This is a genomic window from Rhodoferax sp. (genome assembly GCF_023701345.1).
GTDB lineage: Bacteria > Pseudomonadota > Gammaproteobacteria > Burkholderiales > Burkholderiaceae_C > Rhodoferax.
The window spans coordinates 1-25416 of record NZ_JAMPXE010000002.1; the positions used below are offsets into that span (position 1 = coordinate 1).

25 protein-coding genes and 1 tRNA gene are annotated in these 25416 nt (G+C 58.9%); 11 read left to right on the top strand and 15 right to left on the bottom strand.

Features of this window, described 5'->3' with window-relative positions; translation table 11 throughout:
• Both NDI87_RS00395 and NDI87_RS00400 read left to right on the top strand, forming a co-directional pair.
• Nucleotides 1-1896, top strand: a 1896-nt coding sequence (locus NDI87_RS00395; RefSeq protein ID WP_296272749.1) for a hypothetical protein, incomplete at its 5' end; no start/stop codon positions are given.
• 123 nt (nucleotides 1897-2019) lie between these two features.
• Entirely contained in the window at nucleotides 2020-2565 is a 546-nt protein-coding gene (locus NDI87_RS00400) for a GspH/FimT family pseudopilin (protein ID WP_296272751.1), read from the top strand.
• 220 nt (nucleotides 2566-2785) lie between these two features.
• On the opposite strand, the gene NDI87_RS00405 is transcribed toward NDI87_RS00400, so the two are convergent.
• The 11 genes from NDI87_RS00405 to NDI87_RS00455 all read right to left on the bottom strand — a co-directional run bounded on the left by NDI87_RS00405 (nucleotide 2786) and on the right by NDI87_RS00455 (nucleotide 12251).
• Nucleotides 2786-2860, bottom strand: a tRNA-Val gene (locus tag NDI87_RS00405).
• Between the two features lie 25 nt (nucleotides 2861-2885).
• Complete coding sequence (gene dnaQ, locus NDI87_RS00410) at nucleotides 2886-3614, bottom strand: DNA polymerase III subunit epsilon (RefSeq protein ID WP_296272753.1); 729 nt, start codon at nucleotides 3612-3614, stop codon at nucleotides 2886-2888.
• A 106-nt stretch (nucleotides 3615-3720) separates the two neighbouring features.
• Nucleotides 3721-4059, bottom strand: a complete 339-nt coding sequence (fdx, locus tag NDI87_RS00415) for an ISC system 2Fe-2S type ferredoxin (protein ID WP_296272755.1) — start codon at nucleotides 4057-4059, stop codon at nucleotides 3721-3723.
• Nucleotides 4060-4061: 2 nt separating this feature from the next.
• Nucleotides 4062-5918, bottom strand: a complete 1857-nt coding sequence (hscA, locus tag NDI87_RS00420; protein WP_296272757.1) for a Fe-S protein assembly chaperone HscA — start codon at nucleotides 5916-5918, stop codon at nucleotides 4062-4064.
• Nucleotides 5919-5931: 13 nt separating this feature from the next.
• Nucleotides 5932-6450 (bottom strand): Fe-S protein assembly co-chaperone HscB, encoded by a 519-nt coding sequence (gene hscB, locus NDI87_RS00425; RefSeq protein ID WP_296272758.1) that lies wholly within the window; start codon nucleotides 6448-6450, stop codon nucleotides 5932-5934.
• Complete coding sequence (gene iscA / locus NDI87_RS00430) at nucleotides 6447-6770, bottom strand: iron-sulfur cluster assembly protein IscA (protein WP_296272760.1); 324 nt, start codon at nucleotides 6768-6770, stop codon at nucleotides 6447-6449. The genes hscB and iscA overlap by 4 nt, the downstream gene beginning before the upstream one ends.
• A gap of 20 nt (nucleotides 6771-6790) precedes the next feature.
• Complete coding sequence (gene iscU / locus NDI87_RS00435) at nucleotides 6791-7189, bottom strand: Fe-S cluster assembly scaffold IscU (protein ID WP_296272762.1); 399 nt, start codon at nucleotides 7187-7189, stop codon at nucleotides 6791-6793.
• A gap of 25 nt (nucleotides 7190-7214) precedes the next feature.
• On the bottom strand, nucleotides 7215-8435 hold the full coding sequence (locus NDI87_RS00440) for an IscS subfamily cysteine desulfurase (protein WP_296272764.1): 1221 nt from the start codon (nucleotides 8433-8435) through the stop codon (nucleotides 7215-7217).
• 27 nt (nucleotides 8436-8462) lie between these two features.
• Nucleotides 8463-8999, bottom strand: coding sequence for a Fe-S cluster assembly transcription factor (locus NDI87_RS00445; RefSeq protein ID WP_296272765.1), 537 nt, complete (start codon nucleotides 8997-8999; stop codon nucleotides 8463-8465).
• Between the two features lie 87 nt (nucleotides 9000-9086).
• The gene (gene uvrB / locus NDI87_RS00450) at nucleotides 9087-11207 is read right to left on the bottom strand and encodes an excinuclease ABC subunit UvrB (protein ID WP_296272767.1); all 2121 of its coding nucleotides are present in this window, start codon (nucleotides 11205-11207) and stop codon (nucleotides 9087-9089) included.
• 72 nt (nucleotides 11208-11279) lie between these two features.
• Nucleotides 11280-12251, bottom strand: coding sequence for a tRNA-dihydrouridine synthase (locus NDI87_RS00455; protein ID WP_296272769.1), 972 nt, complete (start codon nucleotides 12249-12251; stop codon nucleotides 11280-11282).
• Between the two features lie 124 nt (nucleotides 12252-12375).
• Here NDI87_RS00455 and NDI87_RS00460 point away from each other — a divergent pair, with 124 nt between their 5' ends.
• Nucleotides 12376-12864, top strand: coding sequence for an SRPBCC family protein (locus NDI87_RS00460; protein WP_296272771.1), 489 nt, complete (start codon nucleotides 12376-12378; stop codon nucleotides 12862-12864).
• On the opposite strand, the gene NDI87_RS00465 is transcribed toward NDI87_RS00460, so the two are convergent.
• Both NDI87_RS00465 and NDI87_RS00470 read right to left on the bottom strand, forming a co-directional pair.
• Nucleotides 12845-13366 carry a GNAT family N-acetyltransferase gene (locus NDI87_RS00465; RefSeq protein WP_296272874.1) on the bottom strand — a complete coding sequence of 174 codons (522 nt, stop codon included), beginning with the start codon at nucleotides 13364-13366 and terminating at the stop codon, nucleotides 12845-12847. The genes NDI87_RS00460 and NDI87_RS00465 overlap by 20 nt on opposite strands.
• Before the next feature lie 81 nt (nucleotides 13367-13447).
• Complete coding sequence (locus NDI87_RS00470) at nucleotides 13448-14296, bottom strand: 3-hydroxybutyryl-CoA dehydrogenase (protein ID WP_296272773.1); 849 nt, start codon at nucleotides 14294-14296, stop codon at nucleotides 13448-13450.
• A 209-nt stretch (nucleotides 14297-14505) separates the two neighbouring features.
• Between NDI87_RS00470 and ipdC the strand changes: the two genes are divergently transcribed.
• A complete protein-coding gene (ipdC, locus tag NDI87_RS00475; RefSeq protein WP_296272774.1) occupies nucleotides 14506-16128 on the top strand; it encodes an indolepyruvate/phenylpyruvate decarboxylase in 1623 nt (540 codons plus the stop codon).
• 12 nt (nucleotides 16129-16140) lie between these two features.
• Here the strand turns inward: ipdC and NDI87_RS00480 are convergent, their stop codons facing one another.
• Nucleotides 16141-17511: a tryptophanase gene (locus tag NDI87_RS00480; RefSeq protein ID WP_296272776.1), complete on the bottom strand. Its 1371-nt coding sequence runs from the start codon at nucleotides 17509-17511 to the stop codon at nucleotides 16141-16143.
• A gap of 257 nt (nucleotides 17512-17768) precedes the next feature.
• Nucleotides 17769-18545 (bottom strand): SDR family NAD(P)-dependent oxidoreductase, encoded by a 777-nt coding sequence (locus tag NDI87_RS00485; protein WP_296272778.1) that lies wholly within the window; start codon nucleotides 18543-18545, stop codon nucleotides 17769-17771.
• 159 nt (nucleotides 18546-18704) lie between these two features.
• On the opposite strand from NDI87_RS00485, the gene NDI87_RS00490 reads away from it, so the two are divergent.
• From NDI87_RS00490 to NDI87_RS00520, 7 genes are all read left to right on the top strand, one after another.
• The gene (locus tag NDI87_RS00490) at nucleotides 18705-19529 is read left to right on the top strand and encodes an IclR family transcriptional regulator (protein ID WP_296272779.1); all 825 of its coding nucleotides are present in this window, start codon (nucleotides 18705-18707) and stop codon (nucleotides 19527-19529) included.
• The gene (locus tag NDI87_RS00495) at nucleotides 19522-20523 is read left to right on the top strand and encodes a 2-dehydro-3-deoxygalactonokinase (protein ID WP_296272780.1); all 1002 of its coding nucleotides are present in this window, start codon (nucleotides 19522-19524) and stop codon (nucleotides 20521-20523) included. Before NDI87_RS00490 ends, NDI87_RS00495 begins: the two co-directional genes overlap by 8 nt.
• Nucleotides 20524-20529: 6 nt before the next feature.
• The gene (locus NDI87_RS00500) at nucleotides 20530-21180 is read left to right on the top strand and encodes a 2-dehydro-3-deoxy-6-phosphogalactonate aldolase (protein WP_296272781.1); all 651 of its coding nucleotides are present in this window, start codon (nucleotides 20530-20532) and stop codon (nucleotides 21178-21180) included.
• Between the two features lie 84 nt (nucleotides 21181-21264).
• The gene (locus NDI87_RS00505) at nucleotides 21265-22233 is read left to right on the top strand and encodes a tripartite tricarboxylate transporter substrate binding protein (protein WP_296272782.1); all 969 of its coding nucleotides are present in this window, start codon (nucleotides 21265-21267) and stop codon (nucleotides 22231-22233) included.
• Nucleotides 22234-22356: 123 nt separating this feature from the next.
• Nucleotides 22357-22878, top strand: a complete 522-nt coding sequence (locus NDI87_RS00510; protein WP_296272783.1) for a tripartite tricarboxylate transporter TctB family protein — start codon at nucleotides 22357-22359, stop codon at nucleotides 22876-22878.
• A 27-nt stretch (nucleotides 22879-22905) separates the two neighbouring features.
• Entirely contained in the window at nucleotides 22906-24420 is a 1515-nt protein-coding gene (locus NDI87_RS00515; RefSeq protein ID WP_296272784.1) for a tripartite tricarboxylate transporter permease, read from the top strand.
• 27 nt (nucleotides 24421-24447) lie between these two features.
• Entirely contained in the window at nucleotides 24448-25353 is a 906-nt protein-coding gene (locus NDI87_RS00520; RefSeq protein WP_296272785.1) for an SMP-30/gluconolactonase/LRE family protein, read from the top strand.
• Nucleotides 25354-25416 lie beyond the last annotated feature (63 nt).

Below are 25416 nucleotides of genomic sequence, written 5' to 3' on the forward strand. Positions count from 1 at the left end.
ACGGCCTTTGGCGCGGCCGGTCCGGGTATTGCCTTGAGTGGCCCCAAAGTGGCATACACACCCAAAGGCGTGCCTGATGTGGTGCCCATCACCATCAGTGATGGAACGCAACGGGAAACCAGCAAACCATTGCCAGACGTGAGTTCCAAAGGTTTAAGTATCAGCAGCGAGTTCAGCTCTGTGAATTACGATTCCGACGGTGAACAAACCCAGGAAGATTTCAAAACACTCAATTGCACCTGCCAGTTTGCAGCCAATGGTTCTGCCAACCCAGCCGCCTATTACACCTACAAGGATGGTGCTCTGGTGGTGAAATATCCTGAAACAGCTGCCGACATGGTCAACAAGATCAACGGGGTGGCCATTACCGCCCAGGGGGATAGCCAAGACCCGTTGTGCAATACCTGTTGTGCGGATCATCATGACAGTGAGGACGCAAGTGTTACATCCAATGCGACAACGGCCTTGTTCGACCCTGAGCGACCTTCAGGCGACTATGAGACCAATGGTGACCACAAACATTATTACTACAACAATGCCAGCCAGCCCAACCTGGGGCTGACCCGTGTTGCACCCACCAGCGGCAACGATTACCTTGAAGCCTGCCGGTTTCTGCGTGTCGATGGCATCTTCCGCATCATGCAGGACTGGCGACTGTCCGATGTGGCGGTGATGCCCAAAGACGATTACCTCGAAGACAGCACAGCACTCAGCAACTACCAGACGTATGTTGGCAATGTGGTCAAAGGGCAAGCCAAGACAGACGGTGGCACATCGACCAGCTGGAGCAAATTAGGGCTTTCCACCCGGAATTTGTCCAATAAAAACGCAGGTCCCATTCAGTTGCTCGCCCGCGGTGTTTACGTCGATAAGGTGTATTCCGCTCCGCGCACGTTCGATACTGCTTATTACAGTGGCATTGTGGCTGGCACTACCGGTCTGGACAAAATTCCTTTCAGCGAGGTGAATCTCACCTTGTTGGCAAGCTGGGCCTCCAGCAACCTCTCTGTCGTAACGGTGACCAATGAAGCCATCAAGGACATCACCTCTGCCACCTCGGATTACTATGGCGTGTACAACCGTGGGCGGGCCGTCGTCCAAACGGGCAATGGGGGCAACGCCGATATAACCGCCTATGTCCTGCCCAGCAACAGTGGCCTGACTGGCGGCACCACGCGGGCAACCTATGCTGCGACCGTAGATTACGATAGTAGTCTGACAGCATCAGGAACAATTACCTACGACAGTGAAATCGGCATTGACCGCCATGACCATCGCTCAGCATTGAGAAAATCCGACTTCATTAATATTGCACGCACTGGCACCACCACCGCAGGCAGCCGTACTGTCTTCGGGACATTGCAGTTGGGCAACACCAGTGGTCTCCTCAATAGCGTGACCGTAACAGGGCCAGGGTCATGCTCGATTACGTCGCCCACTGGCAACAGTACATTCACATGCAGTGTTGCCGACACTTACACGGGAGCGTTAACTCTTGCAACCAGCCAAACAGATGGCTTCTTGTCGGCCACAAGTTGTGCATTAACGGCGGGTTCAACCGATGTGAATTGCGGAACTTATTCTGTTTATGGTCCAACAATAAACGTTTCTGGCACTTGCAATGGCAATGGTCAATCTTGCAGCAGTAAGACCCTTTCCCTTACCGCTGGAACTGGTACAACCTGTTTCATAGGTAATGCGCCGTATTGCACTGTTCCAATAGGCTGGACCGGCACCATTAGCGTGACCGATACAGCTAATAATGCAATCGTTGATATTGGCGCTAGCGGCACAACACCAAATTGCGGCTCTGGCAGCAGTAGCGACTCCTTGGTCATCAGTACGGAAGTAGGGCCGAGTGATGCCCCAAGTTCATTTGTCATGTGTGTTAAGTAACGGAAAAGGTTTTACACATTTCAATTTTTCCGCCTATTGATACTATTAATTCAATCAGAATAATTTCTATGCATTGTTGCCAGGTCTTGTAAAACAAAAGAGTAATTACAGGGAGGAAATACCATGAACATCAATCATGGGCATATTGGCGTCCGGCCGCATGGCCTGACGCTGGTGGAATTATTGGTGGTGCTTGCCATATCAGCCGTATTGCTGGCCATGGCAATCCCTTCCTTTTCCAGCATGCTCCACGCGAGCCGTTTGCGCGGCGCAGCAGATATATTAATGGCCGACTTTCGCCTGACCATGACTGAATCCAGCAAACGGGGCGACAATGTTCTGGTCTCTTTTCAACGGGACTCTGACGGTTCAAATTGGTGTTATGGCTTGAGCGCCCTCACCAGTTGCAATTGCCGCGAGGCAAACTCCTGTCTGATCAACGACGCCGAACATGTGGTCCGTGGGACAAATTTTGCCGGCATATTGGCAACACCAACACACAGCAACTATTGGTTCAAGCCAAAACGCTCAACCATCACAGCAGGCAACATCACATTTACCGCGCAAGATGGCAAACAGCTCAGGGTTCTGGTCAGTGGCTACGGCCGCATTCGACCTTGCTCACCCAGCGGCATTAGCAACATCTCCGGATTTCCAATATGCCCCTGAACTTGAAAGCAATACGACCATGAGTGGGTACCAACTGTCGACATCTACATACAAACCCAGGGCTTAATGCACGCATCAAGCCGTGCATTCATGTCCGGCACGGTAACGTCGTAGTCGAGATCGCTGGCCCAGGTCAAGCAGGCGATTTCGGACTCTTTTAGAACACCGGCAAGAAAAAAGGACTTGGCATTGCTGCGAAGTCCTTTTTCATTTTTTGTTTTGGTGGGCAGTACAAGTTTCGAACTTGTGACCCCTGCAGTGTGAATGCAGTGCTCTACCCCTGAGCTAACCGCCCTTTCCCTGTTCAGGAAAGAGGCAAATTATGCCACAGTATCTGGCGTTTTCTGCTCGTGCGAGCGCCAAATTGTCTTGGCATTGCTGGACTTGTCGATTTGCTTCAGCACGTCTTCGTGCGCGGCCATTTCCTGTTCGCTGGCGCGGATCACCGGCAGCACAAACTGGCTTAAATCCAGCGCACCGACGCGGTCACCGTTGGCATCGGTGGCGGGCGCTTCGTCCATGAGCAGGGCATCCTGGCCACGGGTGAGGTTGATGTACATGTCGGCCAGCAGCTCGGCATCGAGCAGCGCGCCGTGCAACGTGCGGCCCGAGTTGTCCACCTCCAGGCGGTCGCACAGGGCGTCGAGCGAGTTGCGTTTGCCCGGAAACATCTCCTTGGCCATGACCAGCGTGTCGGTGACGCTGGCCACCACGCTTTTAACCGGCGGCTGCTTGATGAGCGCCAGCTCCATGTTCAAAAAACCCAGGTCAAACGGCGCGTTGTGGATGACCACATGCGCGTCTTTCAGGTAGTCCAGCAGGTCCTGGGCGACTTCTGCAAACCTGGGCTTGTCCTTGAGGAATTCGCTGGTGATGCCGTGCACCTTGAGCGCTTCTTCGTGGCTGTCGCGCCCCGGGTTGACGTAAAAGTGGCGATTGTTGCCGGTGAGCTTGCGGTGCAGCATCTCGACGCAGCCGATCTCGATGATGCGGTCGCCGTTGTCGGCCGACAGGCCCGTGGTTTCGGTGTCGAGAAAAATTTGACGCATATGTTTAGCAGGCTAAAAAAGTAACGTCATTGCGAGCGAAGCGCGGCAATCCATGACTTCCGAATACATGGACTGCCACGCTTCGCTCGCAGTGACGAAGTCTCTGTTAATGATTTTCCTTGGCATGGTTGATCGAGTATTTGGGGATCTCAATCACCAGGTTTTTCTGCGCCAGGATGGCCTGGCAGCTCAGGCGCGAGTTGGGCTCCAGGCCCCAGGCCTGGTCAAGCAAGTCGTCTTCATTTTCTTCCGACGGCGCCAGAGTCTCAAAACCTTCGCGCACGATGACGTGGCAGGTGGTGCAGGCACAGCTCATTTCGCAGGCGTGCTCGATGTTGATGTGGTTGTCCAGCAAGGCTTCGCAAATGGAGGTGCCCGCCGGCGCAGACAGCTCGGCGCCCTGCGGGCAGTATTCGGCGTGAGGCAAGATTTTGATGATGGGCATGATTAGATTGATTTGATATTCTTACCAGCCAGAGCTTTTTGAATGCCGCGATTCATGCGCAGCGCGGCAAAGGCTTCGGTGCCCTTGGCAAGCGCCAGCGTGATGGCCTCAATCGCTTTGGCGTCTTCCAGCGTGCGGGCGGCCTGCACGGCCTGCATCAGGTAATCGATGTCGGCGCGCTGGGCGTCGTCGAGCAAGTCACCGTCGGCATTGAGTGCGCTCACAGTGGCCAGAACCATGCGGTCGGCATCGACGCGCGCCTCGGTCACGGCACGGGCCTGCATGTCGGCCTCGGCGGTGGTAAAACTTTCTTGCAGCATGCGGGCGATCTGGTCGTCGCCCAGGCCGTAGGACGGTTTGACGGTAATTTGTGCCTCCACGCCGCTGCCCTGCTCGCGCGCAGCCACGCTCAACAGGCCATCGGCATCCACGGTAAAGGTGACGCGAATACGTGCGGCACCGGCCACCATCGGCGGAATGCCGCGCAACTCGAACCGCGCCAGACTGCGGCAGTCGGCCACCAAATCTCGCTCGCCCTGCACCACATGCAGCGCCAGCGCGGTCTGGCCGTCGATGTAGGTGGTGAAGTCCTGCGCCTTGGCTGTGGGAATGGTTTCGTTGCGCAACACGATGCGCTCCACCAGGCCACCCATGGTCTCGATACCGAGCGAGAGCGGAATCACGTCGAGCAACAGCAGGTCGCCGCCCGGGTTGTTGCCGGCCAGCTGATTGGCCTGAATGGCCGCGCCCAGCGCCACCACTTCATCGGGGTTGAGGTTGGTGAGCGGCGTCTGACCAAAAAATGCGTTGATGGCCTGCTGGATTTGCGGCATGCGGGTGGAGCCGCCCACCATCACCACGCCCTTGACCACGTCGGCAGCCAGTTTGGCGTCGCGCAGCGCCTTGCGCACCGCCTGCAGGGTGCGCGCGGTCAGCGGCTGGGTGGCGGCTTCGAAGTCTGCACGGATGACATCCAGGCTGAGTTCACCGCTGGACAGTTGAGCCCGAAAAGTTGCAGCCTCTGCGTCCGTCAAAGCCTCTTTGCAGGCGCGTGCGGCGGTCTTCAAAGCGGCTTTGTCGGTGGCATTGGCAACTGCTGTGCCAGTCTGTGCCAGCACCCAATCGATGAGTGCATGGTCGTAATCGTCACCGCCAAGCGCCGAGTCGCCACCGGTGGCCACCACCTCAAACACGCCCTGCGTGAGTCTGAGAATGGAGATATCGAAAGTGCCGCCTCCCAGGTCGTAGACCGCGTAAACCCCTTCGCTGGCGTTGTCCAGGCCGTAGGCAATGGCCGCGGCGGTGGGCTCGTTGATCAGGCGCAGCACGTTCAAGCCCGCCAGTTGCGCCGCGTCCTTGGTGGCTTGGCGCTGGGCATCGTCAAAGTAGGCCGGCACCGTGATGACCGCGCCATACAGGTCGTCATTGAAGGTGTCTTCGGCGCGGTAACGCAGCGTGGCCAGGATGTCGGCGCTCACTTCCACCGGGGACTTCTCACCCTGCACGGTCTGCAGGCCGAGCATGCCGGGATGGTCGACAAAATGGTAGGGCAGCTTGGCGGCCAGCGCCACGTCTTTCAGGCTGCGCCCCATGAATCGCTTGACCGAAGCGATGGTGTTTTCTGGGTCGCCGACACCGCCGGTGACGGCATCATCGCCAATCTGGCGGCCACCGCCGGCCAGGTAGCGCACCACCGACGGCAAAATCACCCTGCCTTTTGCGTCAGGCAGACATTCGGCCACGCCATGGCGCACGCTGGCCACCAGCGAATGCGTGGTGCCCAGGTCAATGCCGATGGCAATGCGCCGCTCGTGCGGGTTGGGCGTTTGCCCGGGTTCGGAGATTTGGAGTAGAGCCATGAGGGAAGGTGTGTCAGTTTTCTATCTGGTCCAGTCGGTCGTTGACATCGGCCACAAAGCGCTCGATGAACATCAGCGCCCTGACCTGTGCCACAGCCGCTGCAAAGTCATGCGACTGGTCCAGCAATTGTTCTATTTTAAGAAGTACATCGCGTTCGGCCCGGCGGCACTGCTGGCTGATCTGCGCCAGGTCTTGCGCACCCTGCGCCTCGTCAAGCTCTTCGCGCCACTGCATTTGCTGCATCAAAAAGGACGTGGGCATGGCGGTGTTGTTTTCGGCATTGACCTGTGCGCCGTGCAGTTCGCACAAGTAGGCGGCACGCTTCAAAGGGTTTTTCAGGCGCTGGTAAGCCTCGTTGATGCGCACCGACCATTGCATCGCCACACGCTGGGCGGCCGCGCCCTGGGCGCTGAACTTGTCGGGGTGGGCCTGACGCTGCAGGTCTTTCCAGCGCGCATCCAGCGCCGCGCGGTCCTGGGCAAAACGCCGCTCAAGCCCGAACAGCTCGAAATCGTCAGATTGGAGATTCACACCCGAAAAGACTCACCGCAGCCGCAGCGGTCACGCTCTTTGGGATTGTTGAACTTGAAGCCTTCGTTGAGTCCTTCGCGCACAAAATCGAGCTCGGTACCGTCCAGATACGCGAAGCTCTTGGGGTCAACCAGCACTTTCACGCCGAAACCCTCAAACACCATGTCTTCCGGGCCGATTTCGTCCACGTACTCCAGCTTGTAGGCCATGCCGGAACATCCGGTCGTTTTGACGCCCAGGCGCACACCCACGCCCTGGCCACGTTTGCTCAGATAGCGGGTAATGTGCCTGGAAGCGGCTTCTGTCAGCGTCACAGCCATGATGAATTCGTAGGTTTCGTTTATGCAGATTGCGCTTCGGCGTGCTTTTGGCGGTAGTCGTTGACGGCCGCCTTGATGGCGTCCTCGGCCAAAATAGAACAGTGGATTTTGACAGGTGGCAAGGCCAGTTCTTCGGCAATCTCGCTGTTTTTTAGCGCCGCAGCCTGATCCAGCGTCTTGCCCTTGACCCATTCTGTGACCAACGACGACGAGGCAATGGCCGAACCGCAGCCGTAAGTCTTGAAGCGCGCATCTTCGATCACGCCGGTCTCGGGGTTGACCTTGATCTGCAGCTTCATGACGTCGCCGCAAGCCGGTGCGCCGACCATGCCGGTGCCCACCGAGTCGTCGCTCTTGTCAAAAGAGCCCACGTTGCGCGGGTTTTCGTAGTGATCTACGACTTTTTCTGAATATGCCATGTTGTTTCTCCTGGATTGATTGGGTTCAGTGGGCAGCCCACTGGATGGTGGAGATGTCGATGCCTTCTTTGTACATGTCCCATAGCGGGCTGAGCTCGCGCAGGCGCGCCACGTTTTCCTTGATGGTGGTCACGGCGTAGTCAATTTCTTCTTCGGTGGTCCAGCGGCCAATGGTCATGCGCAGGCTGCTGTGCGCCAGTTCGTCGCTGCGGCCCAGAGCACGCAGCACATAGCTGGGCTCCAGCGAGGCCGAGGTGCAGGCCGAGCCGCTTGAGACCGCCAGGCCCTTGATGCCCATGATCAGCGACTCGCCCTCGACATAGTTGAAGCTCATGTTCAGGTTATGCGGCACGCGCTGCGTCAGGTGGCCATTGATGAAGACCTGCTCCACGTCTTGCAGGCCGGCAATCATGCGGTCGTGCAAGGCCTGTATCTTGACCAGTTCAGCGGCCATTTCTTCCTTGGCGATGCGGTAGGCCTCGCCCATGCCCACGATCTGGTGCGTGGGCAGCGTGCCCGAGCGCATACCGCGCTCGTGGCCACCGCCGTGCATTTGCGCCTCAATGCGGATGCGTGGCTTGCGCCGCACAAACAGCGCGCCAATACCCTTGGGGCCGTAGGTTTTGTGGGCGGTGAGGCTCATCAAATCAATGGGCAGCTTGCTGATGTCGAAGGCCACGCGGCCGGTGGCTTGGGCGGCATCCACATGGAAAATCACGCCCTTTTCGCGGCAAATGGCGCCAATGGCCTCAACGTCCTGGATCACACCAATTTCATTGTTGACGTACATCACGCTGGCCAGAATGGTGTCGGGGCGAATGGCGGCCTTGAAGGCGTCCAGATTGACCAGACCATCGGTCTGCACGTCAAGGTAGGTCACCTCAAAGCCCTGGCGCTCCAACTCGCGGCAGGTGTCAAGCACGGCCTTGTGCTCGGTCTTGACCGTGATGATGTGCTTGCCTTTGGACTGGTAAAAGTGCGCTGCGCCTTTGAGCGCCAGGTTGTTGGACTCGGTGGCGCCCGAGGTCCAGACGATCTCGCGCGGGTCGGCACCAATCAGGGCGGCCACTTGTTCACGGGCATTTTCCACCGCGGCTTCGGCCTCCCAGCCCCAGGCGTGGCTGCGCGACGCCGGATTGCCAAAATGGCTTCTGAGCCAGGGGATCATGGCATCCACCACCCGCTGATCGCAGGGGTTGGTGGCGCTGTAGTCCATGTAAATGGGGAAGTGGGGGGTACTGTCCATGTTTTGTACTCTGGCTGAAGAAAAAGATTACATCTTGGCAAACGAAGAACCCAGCGCAAACACCGAATTGGGGGCGTTAACGCGGACTGGCTGCATCACCGGCATGCTGGAAATGGCGCGTTTGAGGTTGGGTTTCTCTTCCATCTGGAAGCCCTTGGCCAATTGGTCGTCAACCAACTTCTGCAGGCTGACCGAGTCCAGAAATTCAACCATTTTGACATTCAGCGAAGCCCACAACTCGTGCGTCATGCAACGCGAGCCTTCGCCCAGGCAGTTTTCCTTGCCACCGCACTGGGTGGCGTCAAGTGGCTCATCGACCGAGGTGATGATCTCGGCCACGGTAATGTCGGCGGGCGAACGCGCCAGCGTATAACCGCCGCCGGGGCCACGGGTGGATTCCACCAGCGCGTTGCGGCGCAGCTTGCCGAACAGTTGTTCGAGATAAGACAGGGAAATTTGTTGGCGCTGGCTGATGGCGGCCAGCGTGACCGGACCAGCCGATTGACGCAAACCCAAATCAATCATTGCAGTGACCGCAAAACGGCCTTTGGTAGTTAAACGCATGGCACACTCCTGATGTTTCGTTATCAATTATAACCAAAAACCGAGTATTTTAGTCGGATAAGAAGACTGATCAGTATCTTTATAAGGTTATTTGGCCGCCGCCAGCGCCAGCAGGTTGTCATGGCCGCCGGCGCCAAAGGCCTGCTCCTTCAAAATGGCCAGTTGGTCGCGCACCCGCGCGGCTTTTTCGAACTCCAGATTGCGGGCGTGTTCCATCATCAGTTTTTCCAGGCGCTTGATTTCGCGCGAAATATCTTTCTCGCTCATATCCTCCACCTGGGCGCGCTGCATGGCATCGCGCTCCAGCTTTTCGGCTTCCTTGCCGGCCTTTTCGCTGTAAACCCCGTCGATCAAATCCCGCACCTCCTTGACGATGCTGCGCGGCGTGATGCCATGCGCCAGGTTGTGCGCCACCTGCTTGACCCGACGGCGCTGGGTCTCGTCGATGGCTTTGCGCATCGACTCGGTCACCTTGTCGGCATACAGAATGGCGCGCCCTTCCAGGTTGCGGGCGGCGCGGCCGATAGTCTGGATCAGGGATCGCTCGGAGCGTAGAAAACCTTCCTTGTCGGCGTCCAGAATCGCCACCAGCGACACCTCGGGAATGTCCAGGCCTTCACGCAGCAGGTTGATGCCCACCAGCACGTCAAACGTACCCAAGCGCAGGTCGCGCAAAATCTCGACCCGCTCCACCGTGTCAATGTCGCTGTGCAGGTAACGCACCTTGACGCCGTTGTCGCTCAAATAATCGGTCAGCTGCTCCGCCATGCGCTTGGTCAGCGTGGTGATCAGCACCCGCTCGTGCTTGTCGACGCGGATGCGGATTTCCTGCAACACATCGTCGACCTGGCTGGTGGCCGGGCGCACTTCCACTTCGGGGTCGACCAGGCCGGTCGGGCGCACCAACTGCTCCACCACCTGGCCGGCATGGTCCTTTTCCCACTGGGCCGGCGTGGCAGAGACAAAAATGGCCTGGCGCATCTTGGTCTCGAACTCTTCAAATTTGAGCGGCCGGTTGTCAAGCGCACTGGGCAGCCGAAAGCCATATTCCACCAGCGTGGTCTTGCGCGAGCGGTCGCCGTTGTACATGCCGCCAAACTGGCCGATCAGCACATGCGACTCGTCCAAAAACATCACCGCGTCCTTGGGCAAGTAGTCTGTCAAGGTGGCGGGCGGCGCGCCGGGGGGTGATCCGCTCAGGTGGCGGCTGTAGTTCTCGATGCCCTTGCAGTGGCCGACCTCGCTGAGCATTTCCAGGTCGAACCGGGTGCGCTGCTCGATGCGCTGCGCTTCCACCAGCTTGCCTTGTGACACAAATTCCTTGATGCGGTCGGCGAGTTCGATCTTGATGGCTTCCACCGCCGACAGCACCTGCTCGCGCGGCGTGACGTAATGGCTGCTCGGGTACACGGTAAAGCGCGGGATCTTTTGCCGGATGCGCCCGGTCAAGGGGTCAAACAGCTGCAGGCTCTCGATCTCGTCGTCAAACAGCTCGACCCGGATCGCCATCTCGGAATGCTCGGCCGGAAAAATGTCGATGGTGTCGCCGCGCACGCGAAAGGCGCCGCGCGAAAAATCGATGTCATTGCGCTGGTACTGCATGCGCACCAGTTGCGCAATCATGTCGCGCTGGCCCATTTTGTCGCCGGTACGCAGCGTCATCACCATCTTGTGGTACGCCTCGGGCTGGCCAATGCCGTAAATGGCGGAGACGGTCGCCACAATCACCACGTCACGCCGCTCCAGCACGCTCTTGGTGCACGACAGGCGCATCTGCTCGATGTGCTCGTTGATGGCGGAATCTTTCTCGATGAACAGATCACGCTGCGGCACATAGGCCTCGGGCTGGTAGTAGTCGTAATAACTGACGAAATACTCGACCGCGTTTTTCGGGAAAAATTCGCGGAATTCGCTGTACAACTGCGCCGCCAGCGTCTTGTTGGGCGCAAACACGATGGCCGGACGACCCAGGCGCGCAATCACGTTGGCCATGGTGAAGGTCTTGCCCGAGCCCGTCACGCCCAGCAGCGTCTGGAACACCTCGCCATCCTTGACGCCTTCGACCAGTTGGTTGATGGCCTCGGGCTGATCGCCGGCGGGCGGATAGGGCTGGTACAACTCAAAGGGCGAGTCGGGGAAGTGCACAAACGTGCCGGCACGTTTCGGCTCGGAAGCATCGCTTGCGGCCAGGGACAGGGGTTCAGACATTCAAGATCAGCTCAAAATTCAAATCAGGGCGAATGTACTCCAATGCGCCCGACAACCGCTGTCAAGCCGGGCTCAAGTCCTGACCTCGGGTAATGCTTGCGCTTCAAGCCAGCGTTCCACATCGGCCGGGTCATGGAAGGTGCGTACTTCTGCAAAAGCTGTCTGCGCCTGCGGATAGACCCGCCGCAACAAATTGAGCCACTGCTTGAGCCGCCCGGTCTGCTGGTCGCGCTCCAGGTGCGCACAGACCAGGCGCCAGAATTCAGCGATCAGCACCAGAAGCTCTGGCCAGCTCAAATCGGCCACCCCTGAATTGTCCTCCAGCGCGGCCCGGATGCCGCGTGCCAGCGCCGGGTTGGCCACCATGCCGCGCCCCAGCATCAGACTCTGGCAACCCGATACCTGCTGGCAGCGCAAGGCGTCGGCCACCGTCCAGATCTCGCCATTGGCCACCAGCGGCAAACGCACCACCTGGCGGATGTCGGCGATGCGCTCCCAATAGGCCGGCGGCCGGTAACCGTCGGCCTTGGTGCGCGCGTGCACCACCAGCTCGGCAGCGCCACCGGCCTCGATCGCCAGGGCGCAGGCTTCGGCCCGGCTGTCGTCGTGCAGGCCAAGCCGCATCTTGGCCGACACCGGCAGATGCGCCGGCACGGCGCGGCGCACGCCAGACACAATCCGGTACAGCAACTCGGGCTCTTCGAGCAGGGCCGAACCGCCGCGGTGCCGGTTCACCACCGGCGACGGACAGCCAAAGTTCAGGTCAATGCCTTCGGCCCCCATGGCCGCCAGGCGTGCCGCGTTGTCGGCCAGGCAAACCACGTCGGAGCCCAGCAACTGCGGCCGCACCGGCACGCCGGACGCGGTCTTGCAGCCCTGCAGCAGTTCCGGCACATAGCGCAAGAAAACGCGCTCCGGGAAGAGCGTGCCGGTGACCCGGATGAATTCCGACACACAGCGGTCAACGCCCCCCACGCGCGTCAGGATGTCGCGCAGGACGAAGTCGAGCAAGCCCTCCATGGGGGCAAGAAGCAGGGTCGGCATGGTCAGGGATGGTCAGTGGGAACAGGTCATGAGCCTTGGATTGTCGGGCTCTATGCGTTGTTTTGACAGAATCGGAGCCAAACCATACAGTTGCCTTTTCTCAAATATGAACGGAAATCCACGCATGACCATCATTGTCAACATCGATCTGGGATATGAATTTGCCGTCAAGGCTGACCACACCACCGTCTTTGGCACTCTGTCTGACGTGCCGAAGTCCGCCAGTTTCTTCCCGAAAGTGGATCAGTTGGTGGACCTGGGCGATGGCGTTTATCGCTGGGAAATGGAAAAGATCGGCATCGCCCAGATCAGCCTGCAAACCATTTATGCATCCAGATACGTGTGCGACAAGGCCACGGGCAGCATCGTCTGGACCCCGGTGCCGGGCGAAGGCAACGCGCTGGTGTCAGGCTCCTGGCAAATCACCGACAAGAAAAAATCCACCCAGCTGGTGCTGAAGATTCAGGGTGAACTCACCCTGCCCTTGCCGGGCCTGATGAAAATGATGGTCGCGCCTGTGGTCGAGGCCGAGTTCGAGAAAATGGTCGAGCAATACATTGACAAGCTCACCCAGCATTTTGGCGGCGAGGTAATCAGTTCAAATCGCGTTTGAAGCGGATTTCCTCGACCCGTGTGTTGCCCATGGGCACGGTTTTGATGCTGGTCATTTCCCGCTTGAAACCGGCCATGTCAAAAAAGCGCAGGGCGCGCTCGAAACCCAGCGGCACCCAGGCGCTGACCTTGGTACAGCCCTCAAAAGTCAGCCCTTCACGCGCTGCGTCCCACAGCGCCAGCCCGACGCCCTGGCCCCACTGCTCGGGCTGAACATAAAGCGACCAGATTTCACCCATGGTGTTGGGCGTCTTGGGGTCGCGCGAGCGGTCAAAGCCGACAAAACCCACCACGGTCGAGCCCTGTACGGCCACCAGCACCTGGGGTTCGCTGTACTCAATGGCCTCGCGCCAGTAAACCAGGCTGTGCTCGGGGGTGCCGCCCAGGGGCACGGCCTCGCCGGGGAAAACGGCTTTGAAGGCGGCCTGACTGGAGCGGGTGCGGATGTCGGCAATGGACTTGGCGTCGCGCAGGAGGGCGGGACGCACTTCGGTAGGCGTAATCAAAGACATAAAAGCGCCGGGGACCAGCCCGACCATCAATCAAAATAGGAGCCGCATTGTCGCCGCAAGCGCTCAAAGCGGTCAGTACTGGTACACACCCTGCCCGGTTTTGCGACCCAGCCGGCCGGCTGCCACCATTTCTTTCAGCAAGGGGCAGGCGCGGTACTTGCTGTCGCCAAACTCGCTCAGATACACCTCCATCACCGCCAGGCACACATCGAGACCGACCATGTCGGCCAGCGCCAGCGGGCCGATCGGCTGGTTGCAGCCCAGTTTCATGCCGGCATCAATGTCCTCGGCCGTGGCCAGCCCCTCAGCCAGCACAAAGAAGGCCTCGTTGATCATCGGCACCAGGATGCGATTGACCACAAAACCGGGGGCGTTCTTGACGGTGATCGGGGTTTTGCCCAGGGCGGTAGCCATGGCGTGCACCGCCGCGTGGGTGGCGTCGCTGGTTTGCAGGCCACGGATGATTTCAACCAGCGCCATCATCGGTACCGGGTTAAAGAAATGCATGCCGATAAAACGGTCCGGGCGAGTGGTCACGGCGGCCAGCTTGGTAATCGATATGGAAGACGTGTTGGAGGCCACCAGCACTTCCGGAGCCAGCAAGGCATCGAGCTGTTTGAGTATCTTGACCTTGAGATCGTAATTTTCAGTGGCAGCTTCAATCACCAGTTGCGCGTCTTTGAGGTCGTCGTAGCTGGTACTGCCCTGAATGCGGGCCAGCGCTGCAGCCTTGGCATCCGCCGTGATCTTTTCTTTCTTGAGCAAGCGGTCCAGGCTGCCAGACACGGTGGCGATGCCCTTGGCCACTGCGGCCTCTGAAATATCCACCATGACCACGTTGATGCCCGACACGGCGCAAGCCTGTGCAATGCCGTTACCCATGGTGCCCGCGCCAATGATGCCAACCGTTGTGATGCCCATCTTGAAAACTCCTGTTGATTTGATCTCTTGATGTTAACTGGCAAAAAATCGCCTCGTTTTGGCTGAATGTGTCAACCCCGGCTGTCATTGCGAGCGTAGCGCGGCAATCCAGAGTCCATAAATGCATGGATTGCCGCGTCGCTGGCGCTCCTCGCAATGACGCACCCTAACGTGATAATGCGGGCACTTCAACCCAGGAGACGTTCCTCATGAATCTCACCGAACAACTGCTGACCGCGCTCAAAAAGCACGGTGCGCGGCAGATTTTTGGCATCCCCGGCGACTTTGCCCTGCCCTACTTCCGCATCATCGAAGAGTCGCAGATTTTGCCGCTTTACACCCTGAGCCACGAGCCCGGCGTGGGTTTTGCGGCCGATGCCGCTGCCCGCATCAATGGCAGTCTGGGCGTGGCGGCGGTCACCTACGGCGCGGGTGCCTTGAACATGATCAATTCGGTGGCCGCCGCCTTTGCCGAGAAATCGCCGCTGGTGGTGCTTTCGGGCGGGCCGGGCAAGAACGAGTCACGCTCGGGCCTGCTGCTGCACCACCAGGCCAAGACGCTTGACAGCCAGTTTCAGATTTTCAAGGAAATCACCTGCGACCAGGTGCGCCTGGACGACGCCGAACGCGCCCCGGCCGACATTGCCCGCGTGCTGGCCAACTGCCTGCGCCATTCCGAGCCGGTGTACATCGAGATTCCGCGCGACATGGTGGCCGTGCCCTGCCTGGAGGTGGTGCCCGAAGCCGCGTTCCAGGTGGACCCCGACGCGCTCGATGCCTGTGTCGATGAAATCCTGGAGCGCCTCGCCAGTGCCAAATCGCCCGTTTTAATGGCCGGCGTGGAAGTGCGCCGCTATGGCCTGGAAGACAAGGTCGCCACCCTGTCGCGCCGCCTGGGGCTGCCGGTCGTCACCAGCTTCATGGGCCGCGGTCTGCTGGCCGACCAGGACGCGCCGCTGATCGGCACCTACATGGGTGTGGCGGGGTTCCCGGAAGTGACGCAGCTTGTGGAAAGCTCCGACGGCCTGTTTCTGCTGGGCGAGATCATCTGCGACACCAACTTTGCCGTGTCCGAGACCAAGATCGACATGCGCAAGACCATCCAGGCCTTGAACGGCCAGGTCAACATCGGTTACCACACCTACGCCAAGCTGCCGCTGGCCGCCGTGGTCAACCGCATGTTGGAACGTGTGCCCGGGCCCGACAAGGCCTTCAGCGTGACGCCGCAAAGCTTTCCCACCGGCTTGGCCGAGGACGACCAAAGCATCACACCCACCGACATTGCCACGGCCGTGAACGACCTGATGGCCAGGCACGGCAAGATGCCAATGGCCTCCGACATGGGCGACTGCCTGTTCACCGCCATGGAAATCAGCCACACCGCGCTGGTGGCGCCCGGCTATTACGCCACCATGGGTTTTGGCGTTCCCGCTGGCCTGGGCCTGCAAGCCGCCACCGGTGAACGCCCGCTGATTCTGGTCGGCGACGGCGCCTTCCAGATGACCGGCTGGGAGCTGGGCAACTGCAAGCGCTATGGCTGGGACCCGATCGTGCTGCTGTTCAACAACGCCAGCTGGGAAATGCTGCGCACCTTCCAGCCCGAGTCCGGCTTCAATGACCTGGGCCACTGGGGCTTTGCCGAAATAGCGGCCGGGCTGGGCGGCGACGGTGTGCGCGTGGGCACCCGGGCCGAACTCAAGGCGGCACTGGACAAAGCCATGGCCACGCGCGGCAAGTTTCAGTTGATCGAAATCACCATTCCACGGGGCGTGCTCTCCAACACGCTGGCCCGTTTTGTGGCGGGGGTGAAGCGGCTCAACGCGGCCAAATAAGGGCCGAGCGCCTCACACCCAGGCGCATTCACAAGTGAAGTGCCGCAAATACTGCGGCTGCTTGGTAATCTTCACACCGCGGATGCTGGCGGCTTTTTGCTTGACCTCATCAATCACCTCAGCCGCATAGTCGAAGTGGCTCTGCGTGTACATGCGCCGCGGAAAAGCCAACCGCACCAGCTCCATGCTGTGGTAGGTCTCGGTACCGTCAGGCAGGCGCTTGCCGAACATCACCGAGCCAATTTCCACACCGCGAATGCCGCCCTCCAGGTACAAAGCGTTGCACAGCGCCCAGGCCGGGTAATGCGCCACCGGCATGTCGGGCAGCACGGTGCGGGCGTCGATGTAAACCGCGTGGCCACCGGTGGGTTTGACAAAGCCCACACCCGCCGCGTCAAGGCGCTCGCCCAGGTATTCGGCGGTGCGCAGACGGTAGCGCAGGTAGTCTTCCTGCATGCCCTCCTCCAGCCCCACGGCCAGCGCCTCCAGGTCGCGCCCGGCCAGGCCGCCATAGGTGGGAAAGCCCTCGGTCATGATCAGCACGTTGCGCACCGCGTCCATCCACTCCTCGCTGCGCAGCACGATGAAGCCGCCAATGTTGACCATGCCGTCTTTTTTGGCGCTCATGGTGGCGCCGTCGGCATAACTGAACATCTCTTGCACGATGGTTTTGATCGGCGTGTTCTCGTAGCCCGGTTCGCGCATCTTGATGAACATGGCGTTTTCGGAAAAGCGGCAAACGTCCATGATGAAGGGCTTGCCATGCGCCTTGAGTAGCTTGGCGTAGGCGCGGATGTTGGCCATCGACACCGGCTGGCCGCCGCCGGTGTTGTTGGTCACGGTGATCATGCCAAAAGGTATCTGGTCACCCCGCTCTTTCAGCAATGCCTCCGCCCGATCCAAGTCAATATTGCCCTTGAACGGATGGAGGGTGGCGGGCTGCAAGCCCTCGGCAATCACCAGATCGAGCGCCTCGACGCCCAGATATTCCAGATTGGCGCGGGTGGTATCAAAGTGGCAGTTGTTGGGCACCACGTCGCCTTTTTTACACACTGCGGTGAACAATACTTTTTCTGCGGCACGGCCCTGGTGTGTTGGCACAAAGAACTGCATGCCGGTGATGTCTTGAATCACTTTCTCCAGCCGGTAAAAGCTGCGCGCCCCGGCGTAACTCTCGTCGCCTTCCATGATGGCGCCCCACTGGCGCGAAGACATGGCGCCAGTGCCGGAGTCGGTGAGCCAATCGATCAACACGTCTTCGGCGCGCAGCTTGAACACGTTGAGTTTGGCGGCTTCCAGCAGTTGCTCGCGCTCAGGCCGCGTGGTCATGCGGATGGGCTCGACACTTTTGATGCGAAACGGTTCGATCAGGGTTTTGGGCATGGTGTTTCCTTGCAGGATTTCAAAAAAACCTGAAGGTAGCACCGCCCGAGGGACCGTGGTGTCGGTTATTTCCAACAGCGGCCATACGTTTTGTGCCAATACATGCGGCGAATGAAATCGCGCAGTCCTGACTTGAAAGGGGTGGATTTAACTTCGGTTGCGCAGCGGCAGGCATTATCCGGATTCAGTTCGTGGGCAGCAAATCCTTGGCCATTCGGCAAGCCAGCAAAAACACCGGCTTGCCTCAAGATCGGAAATCAGGGCATGTACTGACCACCATTGACATTGATGATCTGTCCCGTGATGTAGCCACTGCAGGCATGTGAAGCAAGGAACAAAAAGGTTGGTGCAATCTCTTGCGCGGTAGCAAAACGGCCCATCGGGATGGTGGCATTAATCTGGGCGCGCACCGCATCGTTCTTATCGGCATGGAAAGCGGTATCCACGGTTCCTGGTGCCACGACATTAAAACGGACGCCGTCCTTGGTGTAAGACGTCACCCAATTTTTTTGGATGGTATGGATCCAGGCCTTGGCGGCAGCATAAAGCGAAGCGCCCGGACCACCGCCCATGTAACTCGCAAACGAGCCTACCAGAATCACCGAGGATGTGGTACCGCTGGCCTGCGCCGAGGCCTTCAGATGAGGCATCGCGTACTTGGTGACCATGTGCGCCGACCGAGCATTCAGATCGAACACCCGATCAAAAAATTCATCGTCAATTTCGCTGATCTGTTTGCGACCGACCAACCCGCCAACGTTGTTGATAACCACGTCAATTCCGCCAAATCGAGCGACGAAACGCTCGATCAGATCCTTGCACTCCAGGGTATTACACAGATCGCCCTGAAAAAACTCGGCTTCGCCTCCGATTTGGTGCAAACCTTCAAGCGATTGCTGCACGCCATCGGTCATTGCCTGTGAGGTGATTCCTATTTTTGCGCCATAACGAGCAAAGGTCTGTGCAGTTGCCAGCCCGATGCCTGCTGTTGAACCGGTGATCAATACGCGTTTGTCTTTCAAGTCCTTGAACATTCTCTTTTTCCTTGTGATGAAAATCAGCTGCTAAATTGGGATAGTTCCCACTTAAATAGTCTCACTATATGGACACATAAAAACTATTTGACACAATGGTACTTTAATCTTACTATTTGGTCAACAAACTAAGTATTTGAGACAAAGTTGAGGTGCCCATTGAACAGTCCAACCAAACCATCACTGCCGACCGAAACAAAAGACGCCCAGAAAGGCGGCGGTACGCAAACCCTGTTGCGCGGATTGGCCTTGCTTGAATGTGTGGCGCAGGGCATATCGGATGTGAAAGGCATCGCAACACATCTTGGAACGCCCCGCAGCACCACCCACCGCATGCTCAACAGTCTGGTCAACGAGGGTTATCTGCACCACGTCCCATACGGTGGCTATACGCTCGGTTTCCGACTGATCTATCTGGGCGCCAAGGCAAGTGAGCAGCGCCCGCTAGGTGCACTGGCCCGGCCGTATCTTGAAGCACTGGCGGTACAGACCGGTGATACGGTGCATTTGGGCACGCGGGAAGAAAACCGGGTGTTTTACCTGGACAAGATTTCCGGAACCAAGGGCCTTGAAATGCGGTCCCGGGTCGGCCATCGCATGCCTCTGGCCTCCACTGGCGTGGGTAAGGCGCTGATGTTGGGATTGGCACCGGATGCCTGGCAGGCGCTGTACAACGAGGCTGTGGCCGAGAAGGTGAATGCAGGGGAGCGTGTCTTGCTGAGTCCGTGGCCGCAATACCAAGAGGACATGCTGCGTTACCGGGCGCAGGGGTGGGTCATGGATCTGGAGGAGAACGAACTCGGAATCCGCTGCGTGGCCGCACCGATCAGGGACGTCAGCGGTGCGGTGGTGGCGGCAGTCAGCGTCGCCAGCGCGGTGCCTTACATCCCAAAAGAAAGGCTGTTGGCTCTGGGCCCGACTGTTTATGCCGTAGCCCAAGACATATCTGAAAAGCTGGGACTGGAGCGAAACCGTCATGAATGACATCAACAAGCAGCATACCCCTGAACTGCTGGCGCTGGATTGGGGCACATCGAGTTTGCGCGCTTTTTTATTGGGCGGCGATGGGCAGGTGCTACAGACCCGCAGCACCTCCCAGGGTCTGCAATCGCTTCCCGTGCCAGGTGCAGCAGGTTTTGAAAAGGCTTTTGCTGACATTGCCGGTGACTGGCTGGCGAACTGGCCGCAGTTGCCAGTCGTTGCCGGGGGCATGATCGGCAGTATCCAGGGTTGGAAAGAAGCACCGTATGTGCGCTGTCCTGCTGACGTCGGTTCACTGGCTGCACACAGTGTGCGTATGCCAAGCGGAGCAGGTGTCGACGTGGTCATTGCGCCAGGTGTGCTGTTGGATGAAGTCGGCATGGCCCCTGATGTGATTCGTGGCGAGGAAATCCAGATTGCTGGGGCCCTGGCAGAAAACCCGGCGCTCGCCGAGCGCGCCACCATGGTGCTGCCCGGGACGCATTCCAAATGGGTCCAGATCAGAAACGGGCGGATCACCCACTTTTCCAGCTACATGACCGGCGAAATTTTCTCCGTTCTGGTCAAGCATTCCATCCTAGGCCGACTGATGACCGACGAGACCTCTGCCGAGGCCGGAGCCGAAAAGGCCGCCTTCATGCAGGGTTTGCAGGCCGCGCGCGACAGCCAGCCTGGTGATTTCACACACCAGATCTTTGCCTCCCGGACCCTTGGACTGACGGAGCGTTTGCCGTCCCACCTTCTCAAGAGCTACTTATCTGGGCTGTTGATCGGCCACGAACTGGTTTCAGGCTTGGCCAAGTCGTCAACTGTCTTGCAGGCGCAAGGTCCGTTGTTGCTGATCGGTGAGGGCACCCTGTGCCAGCGTTATGCAAGTGCTTTTGCGGCAATGGGCGTGGCGGTGGCCGGAATTCTCGACAACCCGGCCCCCCGTGGCTTGTGGGAGTTTGCCAAGGCGCTTGGATTGCTCAAAAAACCGATGCACATACTGAACTGAGACCCCATGATGACCCACGAAATTCATACCCGTTTTGAGATCGCGCTGCAGCATTTGCCCCTGGTGGCAATTCTTCGCGGCCTGACCCCAGCCGAAGCTGAGCCTGTAGCCAAGACCTTGTACCAGGCGGGCTTTCGCCTGATCGAAGTCCCGCTGAACTCGCCAGACCCGTTCACCAGCATTGGCCGCATCCGTCAGTGTCTGCCAGAGGATGCCCTGGTGGGTGCCGGTACGGTGCTGGATACAGCCGATGTGACGCGCCTGAAAGACATCAGCGCCGATCTGGTGGTGATGCCACATGCTGATACCGATGTGATCAGCGCCGCCAAAGCCCATGGTCTGATCAGTCTGCCCGGCATCGTCACACCGACCGAGGCCTTTGCGGCACTTAAGGCCGGTGCCAATGCGCTGAAGCTGTTCCCGGCCGAACTGGTGTCACCCGCCATCATCAAGGCGATGCGTGCTGTATTACCCAAAGCAACGCGTCTGTTCCCGGTGGGGGGCATCACACCCACCAACATGTCACCTTACTTGGCCGCCGGCGTCAGCGGTTTCGGATTGGGTTCCGCCTTGTATTCGCCTGGAGTCTCGCTTGCGCAGTTGTCCAGGCAAGCCGAATGCTTTGTTGCTGCGTGGAAGACGCAGTGCGCGGCATAGAGAGTTCCTGACCATCGCGTCGGGGACCTCATTTTGTGTAGTTTTTTCACCAACTGTACTAATTTTTAACAATCAGGAGAAATGATGAAATCGAAAACAGTGATAGCGCGTTTGTTGACGGCGATGTGCGCCTCCACCCTTTTACTCAGTGCCCCGGTTCGGGCTGCCGACTACCCGACCAAGCCGATTGAAGTGGTGGTGCCTTATTCCGCTGGCGGTGGGACAGACCTGGTGACCCGCGCCTTTGTGGACACGGCCAAGAAATATCTGCCCAAGGCCATCGGTGTGGTCAACAAGACCGGCGGCGGTGGTGCCGTGGGTTTGTCTGAAATCGCGATGACGCGTCCCGATGGCTACAAAATCGGTACCGGCACGGTGGAAATCGCCATGCTGCCGCATATGGGCTTGGTGCAGTTCGCGGCTGATGATTTTGCGCCTATCGCCCGCCTGAACGCGGAGCCGGCGGCCATTTCGGTCAACGCGAGTGCGCCATGGAACACCTATGAAGAGTTCATGACCTATGCCAAGGCCAATCCGGGCAAGGTGCGCATCGGCAATTCAGGTACCGGCGCCATCTGGCATCTGGCAGCGGAAGCGTTGTCGGACAAGACCGGCGCCAAGTTCAACCACATCCCGTATGACGGCGCCAACCCCGCTGTGACGGCCCTGCTCGGTGGTCACATCGAAGCCGTTACGGTCAGCCCCGCTGAAGTGGTGGGTCATGTCACGGCTGGCAAGGTCAAGATCTTGGCCGTGATGGCCGATCAGCGCCTGCCTTCGTTTGACAAAGTGCCCACACTGAAGGAAAAGGGCGTGGACCTGAGCATCCTGACCTGGCGCGGCATTGTGGTCCCCAAGAAGACCCCGCAAGACGTTCAGGACGTGTTGCGCACCGCAGCCAAAAAGACCGTGGAAGACCCGGCTTTCAAGGATCAGTTGGCCAAGATGAACCTGACACACGCTTATCTTGATGCCCCGGCATTCAAAGCGGCCATTGACAAGGACAACCTGTTCTTCAAAACCCTGATGACCAAACTCGGCATCGCCAAGTAAAACCTGATGCTGCCCGGTGACAGCGGGCAGACCGGACGACATAGCAAGGTCAGCCAACGTTTCCCGGTGGGCTTCGTGCCCGGCCCGGGTGCTTTGTGCTGCCAACTCGTGAGGTTCTAAACCATGACTACATCCCAAGCCTCCACCCCAACAGAGCTGAAATCTGCGGGTTGGAACATGGACATCGTTATCGCCGGCATCGTTTCGATGTTGGCCGTCGCCGCGATATTCTTTTCGCGCAAATTCCCTACCACTGGCCTAGCCACAGATATCGGTTCGGCGCGGTTTCCTCAAATTTACGCAGTTGCACTGCTGGTGCTGTGCGCGATGCTGATCGGCCGCCATCTGATCAAAGGCAGGCCAACGCCGTCCGCAGTGCCTGAGGGCATGGTGATCAATGTGGAAGTCCGCAACTACCGCAAAACCTTTGTCGGCATCGTCAGTTCGGTGATTTGTCTCGCCGCCATGCCCTACCTCGGTTATGGATTGGTCACCGTCACCTATCTGTCGTTTCTGATGTGGCTGATGGGCATGCGGCACAAGGCCTGGAACCCGCTCCTTGCCCTCACGATCACCGCAGTCCTTTACTTCACCTTTTCGACCGGACTGAATGTGCCTTTGCCGTTCGGCAGCCTGTTTGAATAAAACGAACCACTTCGTTGGAGACTTGCCATGCAAGAACTGAATTTGCTTTTGAACGGGTTTGCCGCCTTGGCGCACCAACCCATGGCACTGCTGCTGGCTGTGATCGGCGTTGCCGTGGGTATTGTGATCGGTGCCATGCCGGGTCTGACCGCGACCATGGGGGTAGCGATCCTGTTGCCCTTCACCTTTGGCATGGACCCGGTGTCGGGCCTGCTGATGATTTCCGGCGTGTATTTCGGCGGGGTGTATGGCGGTTCCATTACCGCCATCCTGCTGAAAATTCCAGGCACCCCCGCCGCGGCCGCCACGGCGATCGACGGTTTTGAGCTGACCAAAAAGGGCATGGCCGGCATTGCGCTGGGCACAGCGACCCTTTCGTCGTTCATCGGCGGTACCCTGAGCGTTATCGTGCTGGTGTTCATGGCGCCCCTGCTGGCGGGTGTGGCCCTTGAATTCAGCGCGTCGGAGACCTTTGCACTGGCCGTCTTTGGTTTGAGCATCATCGCCAGCATCTCGGGCAAATCGCTGGTCAAGGGCCTGATTGCCGGTTTTGTCGGCCTGCTGATCTCCACCATCGGGCTTGATCCGATGGGCGGCTTCCCAAGGTTTACCGGCGGTTTTGTTGAGCTGATGAGTGTGCCGTTCATCCCGGTGATGATCGGCCTGTTTGCCGCTGCTGAAGCCTTCAAGCAGATGGAAACCAGCGACATCGTCAAGAGGAAGGCCGCAGAACTGGGCCGCATCATTCCGCCCTGGTCGGTCTTCAAAGGCCTGATCTTCACGATTCTGCGTTCGGCGGGTCTGGGGATTTTCATCGGGGCGATCCCGGGTGCCGGTGCCGACATCGCGGCGTTTGTGGCCTACAACGAAGCCAAACGCTTCAGCAAGCACCCGGAGAACTTTGGCAAGGGTGAACTGTCCGCTGTTGCGGCCTGCGAATCCGGCGCCAATGGCTGTACCGGTGGCGCCATGTTGCCGATGCTGACACTGGGCATTCCGGGGGATGCCACCACCGCAGTGATGCTGGGGGCGCTGACGCTGCAAGGTTTGCAACCTGGCCCGCTGCTGTTCAAGGATCACAGCGATCTGGTGTTCACCCTGTTTGCGGGCATGTTGTTCTGTTACCTGGCCATGTTGGTGATTGGTTTGGGGTCGCTGCGTTTCATCGGCAAGATCCTGCAGATGCCCAAGTCGGTACTGACACCCACCATCCTGGCGCTGTGTGTGGTGGGCACCTACGCGATCAACAACAGCATGTTCGACATCGGCATCATGCTCGCTGCTGGCGTGCTGGGCTACTTCATGGAGAAGTGGGATTTCCCGCCCTCACCCATCGTGCTGGCGCTGATCATGGGCCCGATGGCTGAGAGCAACTTCCGGCGCGCCTTGTCGTTGTCCAACGGCAGCTACGACTTCCTCTATACCCGCCCGATCACCGCCACCTTCCTGGTCATCGCCTTGCTGTCGCTGTTCTTTCCGGTGATCAGCAGATACCGGCATAAACGTCTGCTACGCCGACTTGCCAGCGCCAACGCGGCCTGATCCAACCATTTTGCAAAGGACAATGTGATGAAGATAACCACCCTGAGCGCGGATGCGCTGCTATGTCCTGAGGTACGTAACGCCGTTGGCGAAAGCCCGGTCTGGGATGTGAATTCGGCTTGCTGGTTGTGGATCGACCAGGCTGGCAAGGTATTCCGTCTGGACCCGGCCACCGGTGAAACCCGTCACTGGTCGGTGACAGAGAAAATCGGCAGCATGGTGCTGCGTCCCGACGGTGGTCTGGTGTGTTGTTGCGAGACCGGCATTTTTGATGTGGAGTTGGGTGAGAGCGAGGCCGCCGGCATGACACGGCTGGCCTCAATCACCCACCCGAAGACCGGCATGCGCTTCAACGACGGACGTTGTGACCGGCAAGGGCGGCTCTGGGTGTCCACCATGGTGATGGACATTTCGCTGGGTGATGCGTCCGGAAGCTGGTTTCGCTACACCCGCCAGGAGGGGCTCATCGCCTCCGACTTTGGCGACTTTGTGATTCCGAACGGTTCGGCCTTCAGCCCGGATGGCAAGACCTTTTATTGCTCCGACACCCATCGCGATGTGCGCATGCTCTGGCAATTTGACTACGACACCGACGCCGGTGTTCCGAGCAACAAGCGCCCGTTTGTCGACCTGCGCGATGCGCCGGGACGCCCGGACGGCGCGGCGGTGGACGTGGATGGTTGCTACTGGATTTGCGGTCTGGATGAAGGCAGCATCATGCGCTTCACCCCGCAGGGCAAGCTTGATCACAAGTTCATGCTGCCGATGCAAAAACCGACCATGTGCTCCTTCGGTGGCGCCGATGGCCAAACCATGCTGGTGACGTCGCTGTGCCGAGGCGAGAAAGACCTGGAGACCGATCCACATGCCGGTCGGCTGCTGATGTTCAGGCCGGGTGCACAAGGGATTGTTGAACCACGGCTGCTGGCCTGACGTATACGCTGGCAAACTGGTTCCAAGCAGCGCAACTCGGGTTCGTCAAGCGTGATCACAACT

Coding starts and splice junctions, on each gene's coding strand:
- NDI87_RS00505 (WP_296272782.1), top strand. CDS start 21,265: ATGAAATCGAAAACAGTGATAGCGCGTTTGTTGACGGCGATGTGCGCC.
- NDI87_RS00520 (WP_296272785.1), top strand. CDS start 24,448: ATGAAGATAACCACCCTGAGCGCGGATGCGCTGCTATGTCCTGAGGTA.
- dnaQ (WP_296272753.1), bottom strand. CDS start 3,614: ATGCGTCAAATTTTTCTCGACACCGAAACCACGGGCCTGTCGGCCGAC.
- NDI87_RS00400 (WP_296272751.1), top strand. CDS start 2,020: ATGAACATCAATCATGGGCATATTGGCGTCCGGCCGCATGGCCTGACG.
- iscA (WP_296272760.1), bottom strand. CDS start 6,770: ATGGCTGTGACGCTGACAGAAGCCGCTTCCAGGCACATTACCCGCTAT.
- NDI87_RS00485 (WP_296272778.1), bottom strand. CDS start 18,545: ATGTTCAAGGACTTGAAAGACAAACGCGTATTGATCACCGGTTCAACA.
- NDI87_RS00495 (WP_296272780.1), top strand. CDS start 19,522: ATGAATGACATCAACAAGCAGCATACCCCTGAACTGCTGGCGCTGGAT.
- NDI87_RS00470 (WP_296272773.1), bottom strand. CDS start 14,296: ATGGGCATCACAACGGTTGGCATCATTGGCGCGGGCACCATGGGTAAC.
- NDI87_RS00455 (WP_296272769.1), bottom strand. CDS start 12,251: ATGCCGACCCTGCTTCTTGCCCCCATGGAGGGCTTGCTCGACTTCGTC.
- NDI87_RS00480 (WP_296272776.1), bottom strand. CDS start 17,511: ATGCCCAAAACCCTGATCGAACCGTTTCGCATCAAAAGTGTCGAGCCC.
- hscA (WP_296272757.1), bottom strand. CDS start 5,918: ATGGCTCTACTCCAAATCTCCGAACCCGGGCAAACGCCCAACCCGCAC.
- uvrB (WP_296272767.1), bottom strand. CDS start 11,207: ATGTCTGAACCCCTGTCCCTGGCCGCAAGCGATGCTTCCGAGCCGAAA.
- NDI87_RS00515 (WP_296272784.1), top strand. CDS start 22,906: ATGCAAGAACTGAATTTGCTTTTGAACGGGTTTGCCGCCTTGGCGCAC.
- fdx (WP_296272755.1), bottom strand. CDS start 4,059: ATGCCCATCATCAAAATCTTGCCTCACGCCGAATACTGCCCGCAGGGC.
- NDI87_RS00510 (WP_296272783.1), top strand. CDS start 22,357: ATGACTACATCCCAAGCCTCCACCCCAACAGAGCTGAAATCTGCGGGT.
- iscU (WP_296272762.1), bottom strand. CDS start 7,189: ATGGCATATTCAGAAAAAGTCGTAGATCACTACGAAAACCCGCGCAAC.
- NDI87_RS00445 (WP_296272765.1), bottom strand. CDS start 8,999: ATGCGTTTAACTACCAAAGGCCGTTTTGCGGTCACTGCAATGATTGAT.
- NDI87_RS00500 (WP_296272781.1), top strand. CDS start 20,530: ATGATGACCCACGAAATTCATACCCGTTTTGAGATCGCGCTGCAGCAT.
- NDI87_RS00460 (WP_296272771.1), top strand. CDS start 12,376: ATGACCATCATTGTCAACATCGATCTGGGATATGAATTTGCCGTCAAG.
- ipdC (WP_296272774.1), top strand. CDS start 14,506: ATGAATCTCACCGAACAACTGCTGACCGCGCTCAAAAAGCACGGTGCG.
- NDI87_RS00440 (WP_296272764.1), bottom strand. CDS start 8,435: ATGGACAGTACCCCCCACTTCCCCATTTACATGGACTACAGCGCCACC.